The 26,533-nt window shown below is 50.6% G+C and carries 24 protein-coding genes and 2 pseudogenes; 5 read left to right on the top strand and 21 right to left on the bottom strand.

Annotated elements, in window-relative coordinates; genetic code table 11:
* The first annotated feature begins 20 nt into the window (after window positions 1-20).
* From NYE33_RS22265 to NYE33_RS22240, 5 genes and pseudogenes are all read left to right on the top strand, one after another.
* Window positions 21-361, top strand: a pseudogene (locus NYE33_RS22265) (reverse transcriptase domain-containing protein).
* A 509-nt stretch (window positions 362-870) separates the two neighbouring features.
* Window positions 871-1,326: a hypothetical protein gene (locus NYE33_RS22255; protein WP_231575148.1), complete on the top strand. Its 456-nt coding sequence runs from the start codon at window positions 871-873 to the stop codon at window positions 1,324-1,326.
* A gap of 57 nt (window positions 1,327-1,383) precedes the next feature.
* Window positions 1,384-1,599: pseudogene (locus NYE33_RS22250) on the top strand (transposase); the annotation flags it as partial.
* Between the two features lie 332 nt (window positions 1,600-1,931).
* Window positions 1,932-3,002 (top strand): tyrosine recombinase XerS, encoded by a 1,071-nt coding sequence (gene xerS / locus NYE33_RS22245; RefSeq protein WP_042137595.1) that lies wholly within the window; start codon window positions 1,932-1,934, stop codon window positions 3,000-3,002.
* 1,109 nt (window positions 3,003-4,111) lie between these two features.
* The gene (locus NYE33_RS22240; RefSeq protein WP_179093461.1) at window positions 4,112-4,741 is read left to right on the top strand and encodes a hypothetical protein; all 630 of its coding nucleotides are present in this window, start codon (window positions 4,112-4,114) and stop codon (window positions 4,739-4,741) included.
* Window positions 4,742-4,928: 187 nt separating this feature from the next.
* On the opposite strand, the gene NYE33_RS22235 is transcribed toward NYE33_RS22240, so the two are convergent.
* The 21 genes from NYE33_RS22235 to NYE33_RS22135 all read right to left on the bottom strand — a co-directional run bounded on the left by NYE33_RS22235 (window position 4,929) and on the right by NYE33_RS22135 (window position 26,511).
* Window positions 4,929-5,900: an aldo/keto reductase gene (locus tag NYE33_RS22235; RefSeq protein ID WP_341067581.1), complete on the bottom strand. Its 972-nt coding sequence runs from the start codon at window positions 5,898-5,900 to the stop codon at window positions 4,929-4,931.
* A 16-nt stretch (window positions 5,901-5,916) separates the two neighbouring features.
* Entirely contained in the window at window positions 5,917-6,339 is a 423-nt protein-coding gene (locus NYE33_RS22230; protein ID WP_341067578.1) for a MerR family transcriptional regulator, read from the bottom strand.
* 142 nt (window positions 6,340-6,481) lie between these two features.
* Window positions 6,482-7,033 (bottom strand): GNAT family N-acetyltransferase, encoded by a 552-nt coding sequence (locus NYE33_RS22225; RefSeq protein WP_341067575.1) that lies wholly within the window; start codon window positions 7,031-7,033, stop codon window positions 6,482-6,484.
* A gap of 65 nt (window positions 7,034-7,098) precedes the next feature.
* Window positions 7,099-7,542 (bottom strand): hypothetical protein, encoded by a 444-nt coding sequence (locus tag NYE33_RS22220; protein ID WP_156118646.1) that lies wholly within the window; start codon window positions 7,540-7,542, stop codon window positions 7,099-7,101.
* Window positions 7,543-7,724: 182 nt separating this feature from the next.
* The gene (locus NYE33_RS22215) at window positions 7,725-9,683 is read right to left on the bottom strand and encodes an ABC transporter permease (RefSeq protein WP_341067572.1); all 1,959 of its coding nucleotides are present in this window, start codon (window positions 9,681-9,683) and stop codon (window positions 7,725-7,727) included.
* Window positions 9,673-10,440 (bottom strand): ABC transporter ATP-binding protein, encoded by a 768-nt coding sequence (locus NYE33_RS22210; RefSeq protein ID WP_039291976.1) that lies wholly within the window; start codon window positions 10,438-10,440, stop codon window positions 9,673-9,675. Before NYE33_RS22210 ends, NYE33_RS22215 begins: the two co-directional genes overlap by 11 nt.
* 87 nt (window positions 10,441-10,527) lie before the next feature.
* On the bottom strand, window positions 10,528-11,559 hold the full coding sequence (locus NYE33_RS22205) for a sensor histidine kinase (RefSeq protein WP_341067569.1): 1,032 nt from the start codon (window positions 11,557-11,559) through the stop codon (window positions 10,528-10,530).
* Window positions 11,556-12,260, bottom strand: coding sequence for a response regulator transcription factor (locus NYE33_RS22200; RefSeq protein ID WP_042137605.1), 705 nt, complete (start codon window positions 12,258-12,260; stop codon window positions 11,556-11,558). Before NYE33_RS22200 ends, NYE33_RS22205 begins: the two co-directional genes overlap by 4 nt.
* Window positions 12,261-12,305: 45 nt before the next feature.
* A complete protein-coding gene (locus NYE33_RS22195; RefSeq protein ID WP_039291970.1) occupies window positions 12,306-12,554 on the bottom strand; it encodes a phosphopantetheine-binding protein in 249 nt (82 codons plus the stop codon).
* The gene (hemN, locus tag NYE33_RS22190; RefSeq protein WP_336100241.1) at window positions 12,551-13,921 is read right to left on the bottom strand and encodes an oxygen-independent coproporphyrinogen III oxidase; all 1,371 of its coding nucleotides are present in this window, start codon (window positions 13,919-13,921) and stop codon (window positions 12,551-12,553) included. The genes NYE33_RS22195 and hemN overlap by 4 nt, the downstream gene beginning before the upstream one ends.
* Entirely contained in the window at window positions 13,918-16,848 is a 2,931-nt protein-coding gene (locus NYE33_RS22185) for a non-ribosomal peptide synthetase (protein WP_341067564.1), read from the bottom strand. The genes hemN and NYE33_RS22185 overlap by 4 nt, the downstream gene beginning before the upstream one ends.
* A gap of 5 nt (window positions 16,849-16,853) precedes the next feature.
* Window positions 16,854-17,141, bottom strand: coding sequence for a phosphopantetheine-binding protein (locus NYE33_RS22180; protein WP_081970020.1), 288 nt, complete (start codon window positions 17,139-17,141; stop codon window positions 16,854-16,856).
* Between the two features lie 6 nt (window positions 17,142-17,147).
* A complete protein-coding gene (locus NYE33_RS22175) occupies window positions 17,148-18,755 on the bottom strand; it encodes an amino acid adenylation domain-containing protein (protein WP_341067561.1) in 1,608 nt (535 codons plus the stop codon).
* A complete protein-coding gene (locus NYE33_RS22170; protein WP_341067559.1) occupies window positions 18,748-19,902 on the bottom strand; it encodes an acyl-CoA dehydrogenase family protein in 1,155 nt (384 codons plus the stop codon). The genes NYE33_RS22175 and NYE33_RS22170 overlap by 8 nt, the downstream gene beginning before the upstream one ends.
* 56 nt (window positions 19,903-19,958) lie before the next feature.
* Entirely contained in the window at window positions 19,959-21,605 is a 1,647-nt protein-coding gene (locus tag NYE33_RS22165) for a class I adenylate-forming enzyme family protein (RefSeq protein WP_341067557.1), read from the bottom strand.
* 22 nt (window positions 21,606-21,627) lie between these two features.
* Complete coding sequence (locus tag NYE33_RS22160; RefSeq protein ID WP_039291955.1) at window positions 21,628-22,662, bottom strand: hypothetical protein; 1,035 nt, start codon at window positions 22,660-22,662, stop codon at window positions 21,628-21,630.
* A 16-nt stretch (window positions 22,663-22,678) separates the two neighbouring features.
* A complete protein-coding gene (locus NYE33_RS22155; RefSeq protein WP_042137617.1) occupies window positions 22,679-23,752 on the bottom strand; it encodes a 3-oxoacyl-ACP synthase III family protein in 1,074 nt (357 codons plus the stop codon).
* Window positions 23,753-23,778: 26 nt separating this feature from the next.
* The gene (locus tag NYE33_RS22150) at window positions 23,779-24,048 is read right to left on the bottom strand and encodes an acyl carrier protein (protein ID WP_042137619.1); all 270 of its coding nucleotides are present in this window, start codon (window positions 24,046-24,048) and stop codon (window positions 23,779-23,781) included.
* A gap of 4 nt (window positions 24,049-24,052) precedes the next feature.
* Entirely contained in the window at window positions 24,053-25,075 is a 1,023-nt protein-coding gene (locus NYE33_RS22145; protein ID WP_042137621.1) for an electron transfer flavoprotein subunit alpha/FixB family protein, read from the bottom strand.
* Window positions 25,076-25,214: 139 nt separating this feature from the next.
* Complete coding sequence (locus NYE33_RS22140) at window positions 25,215-25,967, bottom strand: electron transfer flavoprotein subunit beta/FixA family protein (RefSeq protein WP_042137622.1); 753 nt, start codon at window positions 25,965-25,967, stop codon at window positions 25,215-25,217.
* 31 nt (window positions 25,968-25,998) lie between these two features.
* Window positions 25,999-26,511, bottom strand: a complete 513-nt coding sequence (locus NYE33_RS22135; RefSeq protein WP_042137623.1) for a flavodoxin domain-containing protein — start codon at window positions 26,509-26,511, stop codon at window positions 25,999-26,001.
* Window positions 26,512-26,533 lie beyond the last annotated feature (22 nt).

Here is a 26,533-nt window from a genome sequence, read left to right as displayed (position 1 = left end):
GTAGGTCAACGCACCAAGCCATGCGGAAGATTTACCGCGAGATGATGGACGGGTGCGAATGGATTGTGGACGCAGACCTGCGAGATTTCTTTGGAACGGTTCATCACGAACCGCTGGTCGACAGGATTGCGGAGCAAGTAACGATGGTAGAATTCTCGAATTGGTCAGACAAATGCTCGAAGCCGGGTGCATGGAAGGTGGGAAGAAATACGCGACAGCGAGCGGCACGCCGCAAGGTAGCGTAGTAAGTCCGCTGTTTAGTAACATTTACCTGAATCGGTTCGACCATGAAATGACGGACAGAGGGTACCGACTGACGCGCTTCGCTGACGATTGTGCGCTACGAATGCAAGGCGCGTAAGAGCCAAACAATGCTGAACAGAAGATGAAGGCGGGCCCTTCCGAGCCGCTGTGCAGGCGGAGGCTTCAAACCACCTTAAGCTGTTGTGGTCAAAAGCCGTGGTGGTGAGCGTTAAGGAAAAGGCAGGGCAAAACTCTGTCAGGTGAGTGTATGGAGACGAACACAAGTCAATGGCTGATAAAGTGTCGAAAGCGTAGGGATGTCATCAAAACCAGGAGGGAGTCGTTGGCCTGGGAGGAGTCTGGAGGAAACCTGTTTACTGTCCAGATGATGACCGGCATGAAGGCGGGGTGAACGTAACACAGGCTTTTGTTCGGAACGTGGGAACCTAAAACTCCGATGCGAATGGAAAAATCCAAGCGGTAATCCCGCAAGGATGAAAGTACAAATGCGGAGTATAGGGGCGGAATAGCCCGTAGTAGCGATGACCCCATTGAAAAGGTGGCGGAGCCAAGGGACTGTGTTATCCCGTTTTGGAAATACGTCAACCGCGAAAGTGGGAGGAACCAATGGACAAAACAAAGTCGTATGAAATCTCAAAGCACACCGTATGGGAAGCGTATGAACGAGTCAAAGCGAATAAGGGAGCAACCGGAGTCGATGAGGAGTCGATTCAAAAGTTTGAGGAAAACCTGAAAGACAACCTCTTTAAAATTTGGAATAGAATGTCCTCAGGAAGTTACTTTCCTCCGCCAGTTAAGGCGGTAGAGATACCGAAGAAGAATGGCGGAGTAAGAATATTGGGGATTCCAACGGTCTCCGATCGAATCGCGCAAATGACAGTGAAGTTGTCTTTGAGCCGATCGTGGAACCTATATTTCACACCGACTCCTATGGATAAAGACCGGGGAAATCTGCGATTGATGCCGTTCGAGTCACAAGAACCAGATGTTGGCGATATGATTGGGTGTTGGAATTTGACATTAAAGGTCTGTTCGACAACATCAATCATGGGCTGCTTATGAAAGCAGTGAAGAAACATACGGACTGTGCGTGGATCATTCTCTACATCGAAAGATGGCCGTTATGCGTTACCACACCGAGAAAGCCGGAAATGGAAAGAACTCTACAACAAACGAACAAGTGTAGAACGATGTAACTCTCGAATGAAGTCGTACCTAACCGCAGACCAATTGCATGTTTGGGGCATTCAGAAAGTCACGACTCACCAATATTTGAATGCCATTGTTTTGCTTGCTTCTGCGCTAAGTGTAACCTTATTTTTTTCTGGAAAATGAATTATGTAAAATGCTCATATTTATAACGGAGGCTTTTTCAATTCAACGAATAAAAAGCCGGATCACCAGTGTGATCTCGGCCTCTACAGTCCGATTACACATTTTTTTCATACAACCCATTAAGGACGAGCACCGCTGATCTTAATTAGAGTATAAGTCAAGGGAATAGCCCGGAAACTTTTGAGGAATAAATATTTCTTACTGCAGCTTCATGACATACCACAAGACAAAAAAATAAATATGACATTTTAATTACGTAAAATACCATTTTGACGAATAAATATATTAAGATTATAATTTTAATATAACTTGATCTCGATCTGAGGTGTAAAATGGATAAACACGTGAAGCTTAATTATATGAAACGGATAGACGAAAAACTGTTGGAGTTACCTTGGTACGTCACTGAATACATAGACAGTCGAAAACGGAAATTATCTCACACTACACTTTTAAATTATTGTCACGATTTTATTATATTTTTTGACTGGATGGTTAGTGAAAATCTATCTGCAGATATGCGAATTAATGTAAGCCTTACTCAACTTGAAACTTTGACTGTGCGCGAAGTAGAAAATTTCTTGTCTTTTCTAGAATACAAGTTAGGTAATACCAAAATAACAATAAATCGAAAGCTCTCCTCTTTAAAATCGTTGTTTGATTATCTCCAGAACAAAGCAGAGACTTCTGATTTGAAGCCATATTTGCAGCGAAATGTGATGGCAAAAATGGAATTGAATGCTGTTAAAGAAAGTCAGGAAACGATCGCCAACCGAATCGAAGGTAAGATATTACGGGACGACGATTTCGAATCTTTCAGAAAATTCATTGCACATGATTATGGAGAAATATTCAAGTCAAATAAACGTATTTATAATTTCCACCACTTTAATCGTGAACGGGATACAGCGATTGTATCCTTAATTCTGGGTTCTGGGCTTCGGTTATCTGAAGTTGTAGGATGCAATTTAGAGGATCTTGATATTCATAAGGGTCTGGTGAGAGTAATACGGAAGGGCAACAAAGAGCAGTATGTGTATTTTAGTGAGCAGGCATTAATGGATTTAAATAATTATCTTGAAGTTAGAGATTCAAGGTATAAACCAGATAAAACAGCAGCATATTTATTTTTGGCTGCACCGGTTGGGCGTAAAGGAACTAATCGCCGCTTAAACCAAAGATCCATTGAGAAGCTCGTTGAAAAATACGCAATTGCTTTTGGCAAGCCGGCGCTAACCGTACATGCGTTAAGACACTCATTTGCAACCCGCTATCATAAAGAGAACAATGATGTACCTAAGTTAAGAATTCAAATGGGGCACTCATCGATACAGACTACGATGATATATACTCATTTAACTGACGAAGAAATGCGAATTGCAGTTAATAAAATGGATTTATAGTATTTAAATATTATGATATTGAATAGGGAAACAAAAAAATGACACAAAGTTGCATACTTGCTAGGAGGAGTGACACAAAGATGCATACCCACTTGGAGAAATGACACAAAGTTGCATACCTGCTTGGAGGAATGACTACTTAGCTGAAATAAATTATTCTGAATTTATGAATACTACTAAGTATTTTCGCTTAAAGAGCGTAAAGTAGGGAACTTTGTGTCAAAAAGGTATGCTACTTTGTGTCAATTTACACGACAACCGACAACTGTCAGCGAAGGGCTTAATCAAACTCAAAGACATATGTACAAAATACGGGTTTTGTGAAGTAGTAGTAGGTAAATAAATAAGACCAGCCTAATTCAAGCTGTTTCGATCCGTTTTTGCATCTGATTTGGCTTATTGTACTTGTGTACTTTTAATGCTGATTTAATCCTCTTATCTTTACATAGATCGTTTTCTAAATTGTTTTTATTTTTTCTTTTATCGGCACAACACTTTTCATTTAGTTAGTATCGTCATTCAAATATTGTTAAAGTTTATGACGCTCTTAATTAGGCTGTGCTTGATGATTATGTAACTCGATCGTCTGAATTATCCCGTGAAGCTTAGGTTATTCCTAATTCAGTCTTAATTATAATCCTGAAACTCAGTAGCATAATTCGACCTGATTTATTTGACTCTTGTCAGACTCTTGTCAGACTCTTGTCATATAGTTCTAAGTTAGTCCTCTTAAATGATTAGATATTAATTTCATTTAGACAATTGCTAACAATTATCCGTTATAAGTTCTACCCTAAGTTCTATTAACTGATTACGAACAAGTTACATCTTCAATAAAATTCCCACTCCCTCTTTCATATTAATTTATTTACACATATTGTAATTTATATATCAATGCTATTTCAAAATTATTTATGGAATTCATAAGTCCACCCACAATACAAGATCCCTAACCCATTGGAGATGGCGTTGCCGTCTGATTTTCCAGAAAAATATTGTCAAATCCTTAATGATCATGTCATTATAAGTAGGTTCGTATTATAAATAACATTAAAGGGAGTGTGAATTTGAGTCGGTTTAATCTAGTTCTCATCTTTGTTTTATCCATCATGATAGCTTTTCTCCTGGGGATTTATGTGGCCCCTAGCATTGACCCGCGTCTGAGCGGGCAGACTGTGGCAAGTAGTCCCATTGCGGCAGAAATCCCGCCGAGCCCTACTGATATCCCCTCTGCTGCTGCAGTAGACGTCGCACCTGCACCTTCTCCATCCCTGGAACCCGTTGTCTTGGAAGATATGCCATCGGACAATGATACGGGTACCATCAGTGATGACTCTGCCGGCTATGACGCTGAGGAGCTACCGGCAGACGTCCCATCCGGAGAAGGCATTGGAGAGCCCATTGATTTCAAGTACAGCATGAACTCAGCCGATGCTGTTAAGCTTACCTGGGAAGCCTACAACCTAACCGGAAAGACAATCAATTATTATACAGCTCATATCAGCACGTATAATCCGGTGGGCGATCCTTCTTATGATCAGCTAAGTGGCGAAAGCAACTTTCTCGTTAAATACGTGGGGCCGGTTGAGCCTGATGAGACTTTATTTATTTACAGTGACTTTACATACCAGAATACCCTGGACCGGATTATCATTGACCAGCTTACTCTTCAATATGATGACGGTACTATAGAAACCTTCGACTATGGTTACGAAACTACCGAAGAACGCGGCTTCTAATCGGAAGACTCAATTGGCGCGCAACTTCAATGGGTTCTATCCGATTTCTCTTAGGCTCGTCCAGAAGCCTGGAGCGATTTTGATTCGATCTGTAAAATGAGCGTTCATGGTTGGCTATCTCCTAAAACAATATTCAATTGCAAATGGTCCACGAAGCCCGTGGACCATTGCTTTTTCTGATTCTAGTCTAGCCGTCGAGCAGCGTCATCTGTTCTTTCATATAACGCGTGCCGTGAACGACATTCTTGGGGCTGACCTGATCGATTCGTTCGAGGTCCTCCTTCATGAGAAGGATATCAGCCGCGGCCGCATTTTCCTCCAGGTACTTGATACGCTTCGTACCCGGGATAGGCAGCGCCCCGTTGGCAATCGTCCAAGCAATGGCCAATTGGGATGGTGTACAGTTCTTCTCCATCGCGATTTCCTTAATCTTGTCGACAACCTCAATGTTCTTCCGGAAGTTGTCTCCTTGGAACCGCGGCATCCATCTGCGAAGATCGCCTGCGGCAAGATCCTCGAAAGTGCGAAGCTCTCCGGAGATAAAGCCCCTGCTCAGTGGACTGTAGGCCACATGGGTAATCCCCAGTTCTCTTACGGTAGGGAGTATCTCCTCTTCGATGTCACGGCTCCAGAGCGAATACTCACTCTCTAGCACAGAGATCGGATAGACGGCATGAGCGCGGCGAATGGTTGAAGCGGAAGCCTCAGACAGGCCGAGCGCCCGAACTTTGCCTGCCTTGACCAAATCTGCCATCGCTCCGACCGTCTCCTCTATCGGGATTTGCGGATCGACGCGGTGTTGGTAGTATAGATCGATGTAATCCGTATTCAAACGGCGAAGACTATCCTCCACTACCTTCTTAACGTAATCAGGATGGCCACTGATGCTCTCGTAATTTGGGGTGTACGAGAACTTGGTGGCGATAATGGCTTGCTCGCGGCGCCCTTGAAGAGCACGGCCGAGCAGCTTTTCGTTATGCCCGTTCCCGTACACGTCCGCGGTATCGAACATCGTGACGCCAATGTCCAAAGCGCGATGGATCGTTTGGATCGACTGTTCGTCGTTAGTCTCCCCGTATATGCCTGGAGACATTCCCATAATTCCCAGTCCGATCGAAGAGACGGGGATATTGCTATTGCCCAGAATTCTTTGCTGCATTTGTTAATCCCTCCTTCTATGTTTGTTGTCGCTCTGACTCTTCCATCTTGATTAACAGTTGACTCTCGGAAGGGATTCTCCCTTTCTCGATGTCTTCGTATATCGACAGTTTGTTATTGACGGCGTCGAGCGCTTCGGCCAATTCGTTCTGGCGGCGAAATAAATCTTCCTTGTAATGGTTCAAGATCGCTTTGCGCTGTGGAATCGTGGAATCACCACCCAGTGCAAGATTCACCATCTCCTTCAGCAACGACAGCTTCATCTCAGTCGCCCGGAAACATGTCATCAACCGGATCCAATCTAGGTGATCTTGTTCGAACAGTCGATTCCCGTTCTTATCTCTCTTAATGTAAGGGAGCAATCCCTCCTTCTCATAAAAACGAATCGTATGAGCCGGGCAACCAAGCCGCTCTGAAGCTTCTTTGATCGTGAATGCCATGGGCCGGATCGCTCCTTATCGGTTATTTTCATACGGAATCGGCTGGTTCTTTCTCATCCTAAACCTTAAAGTACACTTTAAGGCAAGCGTTATTTTGGGAGAATAAACTGCCGATTGGTTGTTAAATTCTTAAGTTGCCGTATCATTCCTTCATAGGATTAAGTATCCCGTAATATACAATATCCTCATATGAATCGTTCTTGTAAATATGATCTTTCAGTGTCCCTTCATAGCTCATTCCGCACTTTTGCATGATTTTACCGGATGCCGGATTAGATGCGAAATGACGTGCGTATACCCGGTGGTAATTCTTTTCGGTGAAAACAAATTCAATAACTGCCCGGGCTGCTTCGGTTCCATAACCTTGACCCCAATGGGCTTCCCCGATCCAATAAGCGATCTCACCGTTATGATATGGCTGATGGTTGGAAATGCCGACTGCTCCATACAATTTGCCTGTGTTCCTATCTGTGATTGCGAATTCATACATCCGGTCCAGGTCTAAGTTCTGCTCATGATTGGCCATCCAGGACACAGCGCATTCTAGTGGATACGGATACGGCAAGGTCAATGTACTCCGGTAGATATTGTAATTGTTACAATAGTCTCTAACTTCCTCCGCATCCGCTGGCTTAAATAGGCGCAGAAGTAATCTGTCCGTTTCAAGGGTCCGGTCTGTACGGTTATATTTCATCTGACTTCTCCTACTCTCTATATCATATAATGAACAACTATGAAATTCTTGTATATTGAAACCCCTCAATCAACATAACTATTCTCAAAAATATCCATAAAAGCGGTCACCAGTTGCGATTGCGTTACTGTATCCGCATCTTCCGTCTCCGTCAGTTGCCATCCGTATGTACCATACTGCTGATAGTTCTCCATAGACAAAGGACGCAGCTCAAACTCTTTGCGGATAGCTTCAATACCTGCAGCATAATCAATCTTCACCCGGGCGAACGCCTGTTCCGGGTCCTTGAAAACTGCATAACCTTTGCGGTCTGCCCCAATGTGATATGCCGGATCATCTCCCCACTGCGTAATGTCTACAGAACCTTTGATTCCCGGAGCACCAATCACATACTCTCTAACATACTTATTCTTGTTACCGGACTGAGAATGGTTCGAATACACCCACAGTGCGGCCAATATCACGAATGACAGCAACGCCAAACAACCCATAACCTTAGATTTATTCATAGATTTCATGAGGCTTATCCTTTCCTTATAAGGATGCAACAAAAAAGCGGATGCACCAGGACCGTGAATCCAGCCTTTGACTGCCGCTTTTTGGAGAAACAAATCAAAAGATCCACACTATTTAAACAGGCCAAGAATCAGAGACGATTCCCAGCCTGCCTTGTTGCCAGCTATACTAAACCTTATGCCGCACGGGTCAGCTTACGGACAACCTCCTGGCTGTACTTTCGCTTGGTGATGAAGTAAAAGCTGAGCTGGAATACGAAATAGATCGCGACCACAATCGTTGTGTTCTTCATGAATTCGCCAATGATGTCGGACCCGCTCATGACGTGGGTGATCAGATAGATGAAGCAGTAGCCGAAGATGCTGCCCAGCAGCAGCGGAACAAAGAAGGTGATGAGCAGCTCTGCCGATACTACCGACCTTATCTCCTTATCACTGATCCCAATCTTATACAGCTTGCGGAAAAAGACGGTGGCGTTCCCGATTTCGGTATATTGCTTGAAATACAGCACCATTCCGCCTGCTACAAAAAACAGTACGCCGATCAGTGAGGTGACGAACACAAAGAGTGAATAGTTCTTCTTCAGCTCCTTGTAGGCATCTACTTTGGAGGCTACTGCAAACATTTGCCCGCTTCCATCCTTATCCGTAGCATTCAGCGTATCCTTGAGCTTCTGGACAACCCCTTCTGTCCCTTTCCAGGCTGTAAAATCAATTCCGTAGTGGGTACCCATTGCATTCGGGCTTACCTTGGACTCCATATTCTTGTAATCCTCATTGCTCACTACGATCCCGGAGCTTGTCGGATAAGAGCTCGCTGTGGCAAACCAATCCGCGTGATAGGATGATTTCACCTTATAATTGAAGGTTTGCGTACCATCCGTGAATTGAATCGCTTCCCCTTCGCCAATACCATGGGTACCCGGCTCCCAGGCCGTAACAATATTAAGAACTTCCCCGGTGCCAACCGTTACCTTCTCCCCGGTCAGAGAGTTGTACATGTCCTGCGACACAATCGGCTTCGTCTTCAGGACATCGTATTTATCTCCTTCCAGATCCATTTTGAGATTCAGGAAGCTGGTTTCCTGGACCGACTTCAGCGGCTCGGAGGACTGCTTCAGCACCTGCTCCAATTGTCCGCTCTCCAGCACATGCACGCCGGCTACCGAAATATACTCGATATCATACTTATTTCGTTCTGCGATGCTCTCCGACAGCTGCAGCAGCGAGAATGGCGAAGCAACTAGAAAGATTGTCATCCCGCTGAGAATGCTCAGAATGAACATAATCCGCTTGTTCTGATTGAATTTGTGATTGATTTCCGTGATGGACAGGATATGCCGGTAATAGAATTTCTTATTCTTCAGGAAGCTGATCAGTGTGTTCCCAAGATGGGAGATGACCATGTAAATCCCGATGAAGCTAAGCAGGATATAGGTAATGATCATAAAGGGATTCGTATTCAGACTTTCGTGATTGGAGATTACCACCAGGAAAATGATCGAGGCCACAACCAGCCCCACACCTACCAGCCCAAGCCGGGTATCACTTGTCTTCGCCTGGTTATCCTGCTTGCGGGAATCCTTCATCAGGTCTGCGATGTCCAGCTTACCGACCTTAACACTTGAAATCATCTGTGAGGCGGCAAAAATCACGGTAAATACAACCGCAGTGACGATGAAGCTCGCCGCGCTCAGTGAATAGGACACGCCTTGCAGATCCAGCAGATCAATCGCCACATTCTGGAACAGCCGTGAAAAGATCGCACCCGTGATAATCCCGGCAATGAGCGAGGACACACTGATAATCAGATTCTCCAGCAGGATGATCTTCTGCAGATCGTTCTTGTGCATCCCTAGCGACATAAAGATGGCAAATTCCTTGCTTCTCGACTTGATGAACGAGGAATGCGCATAGTTGATGAAGAACACCGAGAACAGGGTCAGTGCAGCCAGACTCAGCATTAGCACAATCTGGATCACATCCTCTGTCGCCCCTTCCCGGATGCTGTTATTGAACAGCAAGGCGGCATAGAGGAAAAAGATCGTAATCGCAAAAGCGCTGCAAATGAAATAGGAGAAGAAATTCCGCACATTGCGTTTGAAGTTCTTAATCGTGACATCTCTAAAGGTCATTTCGTTCCCCTCCGATGATCGCCAGGCAGTCGAGGATTTGATCAAAAAACTCCTTGCGGACCCCGCTGCTGACAATCTCCATGCTGATGGCACCGTCCTTGATGAAGATGATCTTTTTGCAGAAGCTCGCGGCGAAGGCGTCATGAGTCACCATCAGGATGGTGCTCTCCCGTTCCTGGTTCATCTTCTCGATACATTTCATCACTGCATTGGAGGACTTGGAATCCAAGTTGCCTGTAGGTTCATCGGCGAAAATAATATCCGGATCATTCACAAGCGCCCGGCTGACCGCCACCCGCTGCTGCTGGCCGCCCGATATGTTGTAGGGATACTTGCCGGCGATTTCCTCAATGCCCAGCAGCTTCATAATCTCTTCACTTTTGGCTTCCATTTGCGCTTTGTCCCGCTTGTCAAGGATCATGGGCAGCATGACGTTCTCCTTCAGTGTCAGACTGTCCATCAGATTGAATTCCTGGAAGACAAAGCCGAGATGCTGTCTGCGGAAGAGCGCCATTTCATTCTTATCCAGGGAGGTGATATTCTTGCCCCCGATAAAAACCTCGCCGTAGCTCGGCTTACCGATGCCGCTCAGGATATTCAGCAATGTGGTTTTGCCGCTGCCCGAGGGGCCCATGATGCCGATAAACTCCCCCTTCTCTACGTTAAAGCTGACGGAATCCAGTGCCACTGTGGAATTCTCACCGTTCTGCACACCATAAACCTTCTTAACCTCTTTGACTTCCAGTACTACGCTCACAGTTTCATCTCCCGTTTGTCATATATTTATCCTCAATTACAGCTTATAGCTTCATTGTAGTAGACACTGGATTCCATATCCATCCATTTACATTACGTTATCTTTCATTTTTGAAAGGTAAGAAATCTGCACCTCTGTGCCTTGATTGACTTCCGAGGTAATCGTGAGGCGGTGGCCCAGCTTCCGGGCTATTTCTGAGCAGACATAGAGGCCGATGCCTGTCGCCTGGTGATGGGTACGTCCGTTTTTTCCGGTGAAAAAGGGCTGGAAGACCCGCTGCAAATCGACGGGCTCTATGCCAATCCCCTCATCCCGGATGGACAACACCACCTTGTCGCCACGCTGCTCAATGCGGAAGTGGATGGATTTCGCCGCTTCACCCGAGTCAGAGTATTTAATTGCATTGGAGATGATCTGATCCAGCATCGCGGTATTCCATTTGCTGTCCGTCATGACCATGATGCGTTCGTTCTCACATTCGATCACCGGGTAGACATTATTATAGATATATTGATTCCGCTTGCTGTTAATCAGGCTTCTGAGTGATTCCAGCAGGTTGATAGGCTCCGGATTATAGTCCCGGGTGAAATGCTCCAGGCGGAAGAACTTCAGCATCTGGTTCAGCATGCTAAGGATTTTATCCTTCTCTTCCTCAATATGCTGCAGGGCCAGGGCATGGCCGGTGGGGTTCATTTTGTAGTTCTGCAGAATGAGGTCGATGACTGACAAGGGCGTTTTGAGATTATGTATCCACTGCGAGATGAACTTATGGGTGTTGTCAGCCTGGGCTTTGACCTCATAGATCTGGTCCTGATAGCTATGGTGTATCCGGTGAATGAGCTGAATAACGGCTTGCTGCTCGTACGAATAGCCCTTCTCCTCAATCTCGATATTCTCGGATAACCGCTGTATTTCCCGGTGGGTGGAGACGTATTTGATCAAGCGGAAGCACATAAATATAATAAATACGTAAAAATAGATGCTAAGCAGGTACATGAGCTGGATATTGCTGCTGATAAAGAAATTGCAGTATACGCTCACCAGGATATGACTTAAAAAATAGACAAGGGTGAACGACAGATGATCACGCATGAAACCCCGAAACAGCTTAATGCTCACTGGCGGGTCCCTCCGATCATAGCCGAATCAAAAATGTAACCCACGCCTCTTTTGACTTTGATTACATCCTGAAAGCCGAGACTGGCCAGCTTGCTTTTGACCCGGGTGACATTGACCGTCAGCGTATTATCCACGACGAAATGCACATCATCCCACAGTTCTCCCAGCAATTCTTCCCTGGTGACAATGGTATCCATATTCTCCATCAGCTTCTTCAGCAGCTTATATTCATTCTTGCTGAGCTCTTCAACGGCTCCCTTGCAGGAAATACTGAAATTGCGGTCATCCAGATGAATCGGCAACGGCTCTTTCTCCGGCTCCGGCTTGCCCGCATACTCCCCGTAATTCCGGCGCATGATCGCCATAATCTTCGCCAGCAGCACTTGAATATTCAGCGGCTTCACGATATAATCATCCGCCCCCAGCTCCATGCTGAGCACCTGGCTGGATTCCTCATCCCTTGCAGAGATCACAATAATCGGCACCGTTGTTTTCCTTCTGAATACCCGGCAATAATAGAACCCGTCATAATAAGGCAAATTCAGGTCAAGCAGCACAAGCTGCGGCGCTTCCTGCTCGAAGATCTTCTCCACCTGCAGGAAATCCGCAACCTCCACCACTTCATAGCTGTATTTGCGCAGGATATCGGTCATCAGGGTTCTGATTTTGATATCATCCTCGACGATCATGATCTTGAACAATTGGCTCACCTCTTAGCAGCCCTGGCAGTCCTGAGACAATCGCTGTTATGAAGCCTCCGCCAGCTTGTTATCGATAAACCCGATAATTGTGGCAATGCTCGCGAAGTGTTCATGAATCAGTTCCTCGGGCAGAATAATAATCTTGAATTCCTGCTCCAATCTGGCAACCAGATCCAGGAGACCCAGGGAGGTCAGCAATCTGGACTCGAAAATATCGGTGTCCAGGTGCAGCTCCCCTGCCGGAATACGGGTCAAACCCGCTACGATCATTGTAACTTGTTCTGTGATTTTCATATACTATTTTCTCCATTCCTGGTGGATTTGTAGTAGGGATCAAAAACATGGGCAATCGCCCGGATAAAGTACGTACCGGTAGGGGTTACTGTAATTCGCGGAGAGTCCACACCCAGCAGCAGGCCATCCTTCTCCATGCCTCTAAGCACGCTCAGCTCCTCCTGAAAATAAGAGTCGAAATCGATACCAAAGCACTCCTGAAGCATTTGCTTGTCAATAGGGTTACCGCCCAGCAGCTGCTTCAGAATAATATCCTCACGAATGGCATCCTCCCCGGACAAAAGATGGGTCTTCCCGGTCTCAATAGGGAACCTGCCCGAATCAAGCGCGGAGCAGTAACGATCCATCGCCGGGACATTCTTATAATAGAGCCTGCCAATCTTACTGACCGCCGACTTGCCCAGACCCAGCAGATGCTGGCTGCTTCTTTCGGAGGAGCCCATGAAATCACGAACCACATGCATTCCGGGATGCTTCTCCCGCCCGTTGTTGCGGATAAAGGTATCACTGCCCATCTCGGTGTAGTCCCGGGACAAATACTGGCGGGCCAGCTCGAACAGGCGGGACACCATATAATTGTTGGGCAGGCTGAGATGCGGGATTTTGCGCTGCAGGGGGTAGATGGCCGGGTAATGGGCATAGGGAAAAGCCACGATTTTATCGGGGGCAATCCGTACGATCTCCTGCAAGGTACGCTCGAATTCTCCGAGTCCCTGAAAGGGCAGGCCATAACATAAATCCACATTGACGGTGAAGCCCATGCTCCGGGCAAGGCCGATAATCTCCCGCGTATCCTCAAGATCGCATTCCCGGTGAATCGCATTCAGTACCCGGGCATCAAAGTCCTGAATGCCAAAGCTGATATAGTTAAACCCCAGTGTCTTCAGCAGCCGCAGCTTGCCTTCGGTAACAATCTGCTTGTCCGGGTAAGCCTCCAGCTTTATTCGGGCGTTGTCTTCAAAATCCACATACTTGGCAATAATTCCGTACAGCCGTTCGATCTGCTGTTCATTCAAATAAGCAGGAGTCCCGCCGCCCCAGTGCAGATTACCGGACTTCAGCTTCCGGGCACGGCCGGAGAGCTTGAGTGCCAGCTCCTGCTCCAGCGCATCGATATATTGATCCTTGTCTTCATCCTTGCCGCTCAGCACCCGGTCACAGCAGCAGTAATAGCAGATCGACTTGCAGAACGGAACATGCACGTAAACCTGTGCTTCTTCGATTTCCTTAAGCTCCTGAGCTATAGCAGATTCATCCGCAGGCTGGCGCCAGTGGCTGTCCACCGGATAGCTTAAATACATGGGAAGATTATATTCGTTGTACTTTTGCGATAAATAATGCAGCTGATTCTGAATGGTCTGATTCATTGCCATGCTCCCTCCTTGCCCCGGCTTGCCGGGCGGTACATCATCTCCATGACTTCCTGCTCCTTGTGTACAATGTCTTCCAGTAAGCGGCCATGAACAGTTCTCCAAGTGTCCGGCAGCGCAATGCCTTTGCTGCACCTGATCAGGTCACTGCGGATATCCATCCATGCACCGGTAATTTCTCCGAGCCTGGCCGCAGCCGCTTGCCGTTCGGTAAGAAGACGCTCCAGCCGGTACTTTTCAGCCCGCTTGGAATCAATGATGGCGTTCAGGCCAGCAATCTGGCGGTTAACGTGCTGCTCTGTATAACTCCAGTGCTGTGAAATATAGTGATCTTTGAAGGCGGACAACACCAGCAGGCTCTGCGTAATGGCGTCCCGCTGTGTGCGGTACAGGCAATTAAATCTATTAACATCTGGCAGCAGTTCATAGGTGTACGGCTGCTGGAAGCGCGGGAATTCCATCAGGGTGTACGTCTGCGCAGGTGACATTAGATGCTGGCGGTACCCCTGATAACTGTTAAGCAGATCCTCTGCTGTGAGGGTACGTTCCCTGTAATTCAGCGCATCCTTATGGCTGTGCTCCAGTACAATAAACTGATCCTGCGCCTCACTATAACCGTAGACCAGCAGCGTGTGGGCAAGATGCTTCTTCATATAAACGTCTCTACGGGCCGGTTCATAGAAGCTGTCCACCCATAGAATGAACAGGCTTTGCCGGGCCAGTCCAGCGGTAAGCCTCTCCTTCAGCCCGTTCCCGCCCTGCGGGGACTCATACCGGGCCGTAAGGTGCAGCTGCTCCAGAATAGCTTCCGGGGGGGCGGATTCCATGCAGGCAGCAGAGAGGTACGGCTCTGCATGTGCAGATTCCAGAGTATACACAAACATATCGCTGCTCAGAAACGTGTTGATATTCCGGTCAAAGACATTCACTACAGGAAATAGTGAGTTATATAGGCAGCTTTTGTAATAGAGATCGTTAAACGGCTGCGGCTGTGTAAACTGGCGGGACAAGCTCGGCTTTGTTATGATCTTTACCGGAAGGCTGGAGGCAGCTGCAACTTCCCCGCAGTGAACCTGAACCGGCGGGAGGCAGACCGCACTTACCCCCGGAGTAACTCCCGCTTCCACAAGCCCGGCCTGCGCCCTAATGGTAGAGGCGCTCAACAGCTCTTCGTAAGAAAGGGGGATGCCTCTGCGGGCAAGCTCACTCTGCAGCGTAACCGCCTCAATCGAGCTTCCGCCAATTTCGAAGAAGTCATGGTCCAGTCCGATGGGTTCAAGCTCCAGGACAGCCCCCCATGCCTGGCAAATGGACTGCTGCAACGGAGTGGTGCAGGGTGTGAATTCACTATCCGTAAGCATGTTGTGCAGAGAAACCTCAGGCAGCTGCTTTTTGTCCACCTTGCCGTTGGCATTCAGCGGGAAGTGCTCCAGCCGGACGAACACGGACGGGAGCATATAAGCAGGCAGGCGCGCAGCCAGGTACTGCTTAAGTCCAGCGCCGGAGACGGCTTGCGCGGCAGTCAGATAGGCACAGAGGAATTTATCCCCTGAACTGTGGCTCCTGGCCATAACGGCAACATCCCGGATGCCCGGATATTCCAGCAGCAGCTTCTCCACTTCCTTCGTCTCGATGCGGAAGCCGCGGATCTTGACCTGATCATCGCGGCGGCCGAGGAATTCGATAGTTCCGTCCTCCCGCATCCGGCCCAGGTCGCCTGTCCTGTACATACGGTCTGCCTCAGATTCGCGGAAGGGGTCCGGCATGAAGGCTTGTGCCGTCTTCACCGGGTCCTTGATGTAGCCGCGCGCTACCCCGATACCGCCGATATACAGCTCACCTGTCTCTCCCGCCGCAACCGGCTGCAGGTCATCGTCAAGAATGTACCAATAATTCTGTTCAACCGGTATCCCGTAGGGAATGCTTGTCCAGTCCTCCCGGACCTCCGTAACCGGATAATAGATGGACCAGACCGCAGCCTCCGTAGCACCGCCGAGAGCGGTCAGCTTCGCCCGGGGGAAGTAACGCGAGTAGTTCCGCGCCAGCTCCAGGGGAACCCAGTCTCCGCTCAGGAAGATATGCCTCAACTCCAATTGGGCGAAATCAGGGATATACTCCGCCAAGTGCCGGACCAGATAATGCAGCGTGGTCGGAACGGAATTCCAGAAGGTGATCCTCTGCTCCAGCAGCAGCCGTGTTAAGCTGTCCGGATCAGTAATCTGCGGCTCCGGACACAGGACGATCGTGCCTCCGGCGGCCAGCAGGCCGAAGATATCATACACGGACAGATCAAAGCACACCGAGGTTACGAACAAGCCCCTGTCACGACTGCCCATATCCAGCTCGCGGTTCACCCAGGAGATTAAATTCACGGCGGAACGGTGCTCGATCATTACGCCTTTGGGCGTACCGGTAGAGCCGGAGGTGTACATGATATAGGCCAAAGCACTACCGTCAATGGAGAGATCCGGGTTGTCTGACGGATAGCCTGCTGATGAGGAAGCCGCGGTTGCGCCAGCTTCGGCAGACCCCAGGCGGATCTGAACCGGCACAGCGAGCGGTTCTTCGTCATCACAGATAGCGGCCGAGACCCCGGAATGCTGCAGAATATAGTTTTTGCGGCTGGCTGGATAGCCGGGATCCACCGGGACGTAGGCAGCGCCGCTTTTTAACACGGCAAGCAGGGCCATGACCAGATTCATATTGCGCTTCACACTTACGCCTACATGATCATTCGGTCGAACGCCCCGGGCAATCAGCTCATGTGCCAGGCAATTGGCACGCCGGTTCAGCTGCTGGTAGCTTATTGACTCTCCGGCAAAAACGATGGCCGGATGCTCCGGATGCAGCGCTGCCCGGGCTTCGAACCCTTCGTGCAGCGTGGCAGCAGCAGATATGGACAGCTTGGAATGGGAGTCGGCCAAAGCTCTCACCTCCCGGGCAGGCTGCCCTGCGGATGTTCACTGCTCAGCTCAGCGGTCAGCGCAGTCAGCTCGCCCAGCGTCTCACAGCTGAGCAACTCATCTACATGCTCTTCCAGGTTCACGCCAAGCCTGCTCTCCACCATCGCGATAATCTCCACAATCATCACCGAGGTAATGGCCAGATCACCCTCAACCGACAAGCCGGGATGCAGCTCCTCCTTGTCGAAGTAGCATACGCTGGCTATAATCTCATACAGCTTGTCCTGCATCTGCACAGTCTTCTCTCCCCTCATCTTCCTTCAGAGCCGCTTGCGGAATTCATGCTTCAATTGCTGCCGGTCAACCTTGCCGCTCCCCCCTGTAGGGAAGCTGTCAAAGATATGCACCATATCGGGAATCATATAGCGGGGCAGCAGCTTGCCGACAGCCTGCTTCAGCCCAAGGACGGTGAAGCTGCCAGCTTCATGTACAACCACGGCAGCGCAGATCAGCGGATGGCCTTCACCATCCTGGATATCCACAACCGCGGCATCCAGAATATTCTCCATGTCATGCAGCACGCGTTCAATCTCCGGCAGCTCAATGCGAAAGCCGGAACGCTTAATCAAGGCGTCTTTGCGGCCAATCAGGACGAGCACTCCGTCTTCATTAACCATAGCCATGTCCCCGGTACAGTAGAGCTTGTCTCCAAGACCCCAGTCGGGCGGTATACTGCGGAAGCTCTCCTGCGTGAGCCGGGGATTGCGGTAGTAGCCCTTCATGACAATCGAGCCTCTTACGCAGATTTCCCCCTCTTCACCCGTACCGGCAAGACGTCCGTCAGAGGTTACCACCACAACTCCGGTATTGCCGCAAGGATACCCGATTGGTACGGGAGTGTCGCGTATACCGTCTTGCTCACTCAGCGGATAATAGGTACAGACGTTGGTTTCAATCAGCCCGTACAGATTGTAGAAATCCGCCTCTGGCAGCAGCTCCATCACCTGGTGCAGCAGCTTCGGCTGCAGAACCTCTCCCGCAAACAACACGCCCCGCAGCGAAGGCAGCCCGCCTGCCGGCAACCGGCCGTATTGGACCACGGCAGCCCAGAGTGAAGGCACGGAATAGACCCAGCTAATTTCCCCCTGTTCGATGGCCTTGGTAAAACGCGCCGGATGCTGAATGACCTCAGCCGTCAGGAGGACGAGCGTTGCCCCTACGGCAACCGGCACGAAAATATCAAATACCGAAAGATCAAAATGAAAAGGTGCGATGGCCGCGAAGCGTTCATGTTCTTCCGGTTTGAAGTAACCGCAGCACCAGTCAATGAAGGTTCTGGCATTCAGGTGGGTAATCATCACGCCTTTGGGTACTCCTGTGGAGCCTGAAGTGTACAGAATATAAGCCAGATCCTCGCTGATCGGCTGTCTTCTGCCCTTGTACAAATGGCGCAGGGGCTGCTCCGGCGAAGCTTGTACGATCTTGACAAAATCTGCTTCGTCCAGTTCGGCGCCCCCCTCCACCAGCAGGATATGAAGTAACCTCAGCCGCTCCCATTGCTCCGGATTCGCACCTTGCAGCAGCTTCAGCAGGTTCGCACCATCAGTAACCAGAAACCGCGTCCCGCTCTGCTCCAGAATGGTCAACATTCTGTGTACAGGAGAGTAGCTCGTGTCCAGCGGAATGTACGCCCCTGCGGTGAACAGTACGCCGAACATGGCGCATACCGCCTGCGGGGACTTGTCCAGACAGATTGCAGCGGTCTCCCCCGGCTCCATGCCGGTATCGATCAGTGCATCGGAGATTTGAATACTGCGCCGAAGCAGCCCGCCATAGCTTAGCTCCCTGCCTTCAAAGCGCAGCGCAGTCTGGTCGGGGCAGCGCTCAGCGCTGCGGAGCAGGTAATGCTGAAGCAGGAAATCACTCATACCCTTCCCCCAGACCTTCCAGCATGATTTTCTTCTGCATCTCACTCGTTCCCGAGTACAGCTTGGAAGCAAGGGAATCCCGCATCTGTTTCTCCGGCGGGCTCTCCTTCACATAGCCGTAAGCTCCCCAGATTTGTACCGCCGCAAGGCTGTTCTGCACCTTGGATTCGGAGGTATGCAGCTTCAGCATGGAGGCGCTGTGCATTCCGCAGCGGCCCTGGTCAAAGTCCTCGCACACCTTATACAGCATCAGCCTGCTTGTTTCCAGCCGGATCCTCATCTGGACCAGCTTGTCATAGACCCCCTCGAAGGAGCGGATAGCCTGTCCGAATTGCTTCCTCTGGCCCGCATACTGATAGGTCTGCTCATACTGCTGTTCCATGGCTCCGACATGATAAGCACTGACTATAATACGCTCCCACAGCATCGCCTTGAAAAAAATGCCCATCCCCTGCCGTTCCCGTCCCAGCAGCCTGTGCGCCGGAATGCGGGTGTGGTTCAGCAGAACCTCACTCATCGGGCTGGTCCGCAGGCCCATCTTCCCGAAGACCTGTCCAATCTCGTATTCCTGCTGCCGCGCTTCCAGAATAAAGGCCGACACATCCAGCATGGGCAGGCCTCCCGCATGCTTGCCGTACACCAGCAGGATGTCGGACTCCGGGGCGAGTGTTGCAAAGGTTTTGATGCCATTCAGGATATAACCTTCCGGTTCCTTCTCGACAGAGGTGGTCATGGCGGAAGAATCAGAGCCCGCCCCAGGTTCCGTAATTACGCTGCTGCCGATGAATCTTCCATCCATGAGCGGTGCCAGATACCCGGCCTGCTGCTCCTCACTGCCGTATACCCATAGCGGCACTTGGGCCGCCGACATTTGAGCGCATACCGAGAAGACCAGGCCTTCATCCTGGCAGCGGCGCGCCAGCGAACGGATCGCCAGCGCCGTGGTCAGCATTCCCTGCTCCGCTCCTCCATACGCTGCCGGAAAGGGAAGTCCGAGCACGCCGGTACCGGCTAATCTGGACCATTTATCCCTGCGGAAGGTGCCGCTCTCGTCATCCGCATACACTCCGTCATTCAAATACCGCTCACAACATTCCTCCATTAAGCCGCAGATCTGCCGCTGCTCCACGGTATAGCTGAAATCCACAATAAGCGCCCCTCGACCTGTGATTTATTGAAATATAAGAATTTGAAGCCAAAGCCTCACTTTGCGGGGTTATCTTGTAGCTCCCCGGCCATGCCTCTGACGATCATGTCATTGAGCAAAAACTGGCTTTCCGCCGGAATACCCTCAACGGCCCATCTTCGGAGGATATTCTTCTGCACCTTCCCGGATTCCAGCACCGGCAGCTGGGAGACGAGATGCACCCGGTCCGGGACCTTATAGTTGGCGATTTTGCCGCGGCAATAGGCTTTGACCTCACCTTCGGTAAGCAGAACTCCGGGCCTTGGGATCACAAAAGCAGCCAGGGCCTCACCCAGAATCTCGTCCGGCTCCCCTACAACTGATACATCCTCAACCTTGTCCATGTTCAGCACACATTCTTCAATATCTACCGGGTAGACATTGAAGCCGCCGCGGATGACCATATCCTTGATGCGGCCGGCAATGCAAATATTGACGCCGTCCTTGTAATAGCAGGCCAAATCGCCGGTGTACAGCCAGCCTTCCTCGTCAATTACCTCACGTGTCTTGGCTTCGTTGTTGTAGTAGCCCTTCATCAGATAACCCCTGATTGCCAGCTCCCCGATCTCGCCCTTCGGCAGCTCCTTGCGGTCCCGGTCTACAATCTTGACCTCGAAGCCTTCAATCGGCCTGCCGACTGTGTTCAGCCGGACCTCCGGCGGATCATCCAGCCGGGTCATTGTGACCAGGCCCGTAGCTTCAATAATGCCGTAGGCATTGATTAGCGTGCAGCGGGTCGTTTCCTCGATGGAGCGGGCTAAATACGGGGTACAAAGGGAACCGGAGACCACGACCTTGCGCAGCTCCCTGAACAGCCCGGGCTTGCAGTAAGGCATGGCCAGGATCAGGCTCCACATCGTCGGCTGGGTGTGAAAGAGGTTGATCCCGTTTTTGGCGACATGGGTCAGAATATCATTCGGATTGAAGTTGGAGATCCATTTCATCGTGATACAGGAGACAAAGTAGACGAGCACGGCATTGAAGCCCTGCGCAGCATAGAGAGGAGCAATCGAGAAGCCGATATCATCGTGTATATCCAGCAGCTGCCCGCCATAGTAGGAGGTGGCCACCAGATTGCGGTGCGTGATCATCACGCCTTTGGGGTGGCCGGTGGTTCCGGAGGTGTAGCCGAGAATCGCAATATCCTCAGGATCAATAGCTTCGAGCTGTCTGTCCTGAAAAGGGACTGTGAGCGGCTTCAGCAGCCCGGCAAAAGACATGCTGCCCGGTGCAGGCTCATCGCCAAGCACGATATAATTCCGGATCGCCGGCAGTTTGGGACGAAGCCCGGACAAGAGAATTTCCTCATAGTTAAAAATGCCCAGCCGGTCCTGGTAAATGATCGTCTCCGCATCGGAATTATCCAGAATCCGCCGGATTTCATCCGGCTCATACCTTGTGCTGACAGGAACAATCCACGCGCCGATTTTGAACAGGGCGAAGTAGACGTACAGATATTCAAGACTGTTGGGCAGCAGCACGGCCACCTTGTCGTTCTTCTTAATCCCGAGGTCCAGCAAATTGCCGGCAATGGTGAGGGAATAGTCATACAGCTGCGCGAAGGTGACAGTCTCCTGCTCGAACACCACCGCAGGCTTGTCCGGGAAATCCCTTTGTAATGTATCCAGCACGCAGTCAATGGTCAAACGTTCATATTGGATCATCGGTGTGCCCTAGTCTCCTTTGTTAACCCAAATAGGATAAATCAAAGCCTTCGAAATGCTGCGCTGCCTCTTCCTCATTCAGAATGGCGCCGATACAGCCCGGCAGCCTGCGGGGGCGCTGCATGGCCGTCATAATATACTGGATATAATTGAAGTTGTTCGAGAACGAACGGATGCCGATGGCCTGCATGATGATCCCGATAAACGCTCCGGGAGCCAGATTGGTGTTCATCATTTTGTCCGCAAAATCCGGAAACAGTACCGCCTTCAGCTTCTCCACGCATACGAACAGAAATTTCTGCATACGGATGAAGATATAATCCTTGTCCTTCTGATAGATTTCGTCTGTATGGACCAGCTCCCCGTCCAGGTAGAACTCCGCCAGAATCGGAGATTTCAGCTTCATATAACCTTCCTGGTCGAAGGTAATATGATTGAACACATCGTACAGGACGACCGTATACTTGATGTCCTCCTTACCGCTGAACGCCTGGAGCCCGGTCAAATACAGATTGCCTTCAGCAGCGTAAATGTCTACGATATCTTCCTCATAAAATAAAGCGCCGGGTCCAGTGTCCCCATGCTGCTTGTGCATGAAATAGGAGCTGTAGATCCCGCTCATAATCTCAAAAATATGAAAACATTTAAACCGGTCAAAGCGGAGCCGGGCAGCGAGTTTTTTGTCAAACCACTGACCCTCCAGCTCCTCCTTCAGCTTCTGCTCCAAGTAATCCCTCGAACAGAGCACACCCTTGCCTCCGTTAAAAAGATCATCCACCGCCGCTTCCAGAATCAGTCCGTCCGGGCTGACGGTGAGATGAACCATGAAGGACAGGGAGACATCCTGCTTGCGCATGCGGGTGATATCCCGCTGCCAGCCGATAATATGCAGATTCCCTTCATCATCCGTCTGCAGGTTGGTGCCCCGCGCCCTGATCATGGGCACGAGCTTGTCCGTGCAGGAATAGTTGCCGTAGGCGACCTTTTTGCGGATGATTGCTTTATCGAGCGGTTCTCTTACGATCAGCTTGGGAACGGGAAAATTCGTGGCCGTCATAGTCTGCGTTCCTCCCTTACCATATGAGATATGCCGCCGCATAGGTTAAGCCGCAGGCACTGCCCAGCAGCAGGATCGAGTCTCCCTTACGCAGCAGCCCCTGCTCCTCGGCGATCGCCAGACCGGCGGGAATATTGGCGCTCCCCATGTTGCCGTTCTCGGGGAAGGTATTGACGGGGAAGACTTTCTCCGTCCTGACCTCCAGCTTGTTCAGGAGCGAGTTGGTGATATTGCGGCCAAGCTGATGGGAGAAGATGTAATCAATGTTGTCTTTGCGCAGCTCATGCTCCTCCAGGAATTCATAGACAAAGCCGGGCATGTCACGGATGACCTTGGCGGCAATTCCGCGTCCGTCCGCCCAGCTCATGAAATCCATTCCCTCGAACCTTGGTGCGGGCATATGGATTTTGGGCGATACATAGAGCGACAGCTCCCAATCCGCATGGTTTCTCTGCTCCCCGTAGTACTGGATGGACTTCTCGCCATTGTCAGCACTCAGCAGCATCGCAGCGGCTCCGGCCCCGGCGAACAGCAGATTCATTTTGTAATCCGCTTCTTCAAGACTGCCGACCTTGCCTGCATAATTGGAGGCCTCCAGCAGCTCCAGCGGATTCTCACTGGTGACAACGAGGATATTGCGGTATTTGCCCGATTGAATGTAGAGGCTGGACAGCTCCATCGCTTTCAGGAACCCGTTGCAGGTGTCGTTGATGTCGTAATAATTGCCCCGGGTCATTCCCAGCTCATGCGCCAGGATAATCGCATAAGACGGTTCGCGGAAGGGATTGCACACACCCACGAACAGCAGCAGATCAATTTCGCTTGCTGTGATGCCCGCTTTGCTGATTGCTTCCCGCGAGACCTTAACGGCCATCTGCACAGAGCTCTCCTCCCGGTAGTCCGCTGAGCAGGAACGGGTCGTAATTTCCAGAAAATCGAGCTTGCGCTTGCTGCCGTACACCAGCTGCTCCAGATCATCCTCCGGCAGATGCTGAAAGTACTTCTCAGCGAACAAATCTACAATCTCCCCGTTGGTCATCCGCCCCTTGGGGATGTAATAGGATAGGGCACGTATAGACAGATTCAACATGGTCATGCTCCTCTGCATCAAGATGATTAACTGCCGGTCTGCGCGTCAAGGACCAAACTTCTATAGTTGTCAAACAGCTCATAGGCTTCGCCCAGTGTCCGGGTCATTACCCGGTCTTCGGGATTGAACATGACCTGGTACTCTCTTTCGAGCCTAAGCATCACATTGACCAAAGATAAAGAATCGACCCCCAGCTCCAGCAGCAGATTGACCTCCGGGGTCAGTCTTGAAGCCTCAATCCCCAAATATTCGGCAAAGATTCCCTGGAACTGTGCAAAGCTTATCCGTTCTTCCATATGCTCACCTGCCTACTGTTATGTTTTGTCTAACCTGTTCAATCAGGAGCGGCACCGCCTCGAACAGATCGGCAACAATACCGTGCGCAGCCAGTCCCAGAATAGGGGCTGTCCTGTCCCTGTTGATAGCAATCACGGTGTCCATTCTGCGGATGCCCACAGTATGCTGAACCGCTCCCGAGATGCCGACCGCGATATAGATTCTGCCGCTCACATTCCGGCCTGTTAAGCCAATCTGCCGGGAATAATCCAGCCAGCCCTGGTCAATCACCGGTCTTGTTGCACCCAGCTCTGCACCCAGGCATGCGGCAAGCTCTCGGACCAGCTCCATTCCTTCCTTGCTGCACACGCCCCGTCCTGCGGCGACGATAATACCGGAAGCGGCGGAGCCCGGCGCTTCTCTGCTCTTGATCACCTCAAGGATAGAGGTGCGTAGCACGGATGGAAGCTGGAGCTGCGGATGAATAATCCGTCCGGTCCGGTACGGATCGGGTACGCAAGGGGACATGGCCCCGGGCCGGACTGTCGCCATTTGCGGTCTGGCCTCCGGGCAGCAGATGGTCGCCATTAACGCCCCTTCCCGTGCTGGCCGGATCTGCAGCAGCACCCGGCTAGGCAGATCAATGTCAAGCTCTGTGCAATCCGCAGTTAAGCCGGTGTTAAGCCTTGCAGCTAATCTAGCAGCGATGGATTTGCTATGTATAGTGGAGGGAAGCAGCAGGATTTCCGGTTTAACCTCCAATACCAGCTGATGCAGCAGCTCCGTATAAACCTCTTCGCTAAGCGGACTGAGGCCGGGCTGATCGAGCGCATAGACGGTGTCCGCGCCATGGCTGACGCAAGAGGGCGCATAGGCTGAAGTACCGCTTCCGATAAGCACGACGGCAATGTCCGTCTGCAGTTTCCGGTTCAGCTCACGGGCTGAGCCCAGCAGCTCATATACAGCCGGGCTAAGCTGTCCTTCCGCGTATTCACCGGCAATCATGAGACCTTCATATTCTCTGGCCCGCAGGCTCTGATCCGGCATGGAAGCCTCCTTATCTGAATGAAAATAACAAGTGGAAACGGCTTTGCCGTCCTTTTGTAAGGACGGTACTGTTTCAGCGAGAAATAGAAGGATAAGTTATCATGTGAAACATATAAATTCTTATATTTTAGAAAAAGCATCATATACTTGGTGACATATTCTTATCTGTCAAAAGCTGCGCGATCTCCTCAATCTGCTCCCGCAGGCTCTTGCCGCTTACGGTGAAGGGCACCTGCCGGTCTGCGGCATTCCGGGTTGCCTGCACCCGGGTAGGCGATCCCGCAAGCCCGCAGGCTTGCTTGTCCAGGCTCAGGTCCTGGGCGGACAGCCTGGTGATTTCACAGCGGTTAGCCTTCAGAATTCCATTAATGGTCGCCATCCGCGGCTGATTAATGCCTTTATGCACCGTTATCAGGGCCGGGAGCATCAGCTGCACAATTTCAAAACCGGTCTCTGTCATCCGCCTGCAGGTGATGTGCCGCTCTTCCAGGGCGAGGATATCCAGCACATGCGTGGTGTGCGCAGTGCCCAGCTTCTCCGCCAGGGCCGGACCGACCTGTGCGGTCTCCCCATCTGTCGAATGGGTGCCGCAGAGAATCAGATCCGGCTTGCCTATTAGCTCAAGCCCACGGGAGAGCACAGTGGCCGTTGCGAGTGTGTCCCCACCCGCGAACAGCCTGTCGGTCAGCAGCACGCCTGCATCCGCACCCAGTGAGATGCAGCTCCGCAAGATCTGGGCTGCGGATTCTGCTCCCATACTTACGGCGGTTACGCTCCCGCCCTGGCGCTCCCTGATCCGCAGCGCCTCTTCCAGGGCAAAGACATCCGCCGGGTTCATAACAGGCCCCATGTGAGCGGAGGGTACCTGCTTGACACATACTGCTATCTGCAATCCGCTCACTCCTTCCTGGACAAGGTTCTGCTCATGAGGTTTGGCGCAGTTCCTGAAGAATCGGCGAAATGTTTTCTTTGCGCACATCGTCGCAGTTTCTGACCATTTCTTCTGCCATTTCCTTGCCCATGAACAGCCGGGTCATTTTCTGTCCGACCTTCATCATGGTTTTATCCTTGTCGGCCAGCTGTTCAAAGTTAAACCGGCCTTCCAGCGGGAAATATTTCAGCCCGGCACGGATTTTTTCGGGAATGCTTTTGTTGTAGTTCTTGATGGAGGCTTCGCTTTGCACAGGTGTTTTGGAGACGGAAAAGAGGATGACCTTCTTATGCTGCAGCTGGTCCCAGACCTTCTTGAGATAATCGGCGATGACCAGCTTCTGTACCCGCACATAGGTACCTATAATTACGGTGTCATACTGGCCTGCCTGCTTAATGTCAAACGTGTCGATGTCCGCGAGATCGGCTCCAAGCTCCTCCGCGATCCATTCCGCATACTGCTTCGTACTTCCGTAGACGCTTGTGTAAAGGACGAGACTTTTCATAAAGCACCTCCTGAAATGGTTG

Origin of the sequence: Paenibacillus sp. FSL R10-2199, from assembly GCF_038000235.1 — a bacterium.
GTDB classification, from domain to species: Bacteria; Bacillota; Bacilli; order Paenibacillales; family Paenibacillaceae; genus Paenibacillus_AQ; species Paenibacillus_AQ phytohabitans.
The sequence above is the reverse complement of the archived record's forward strand: the minus strand, read 5'-3'. Positions and strand labels throughout refer to the sequence as shown.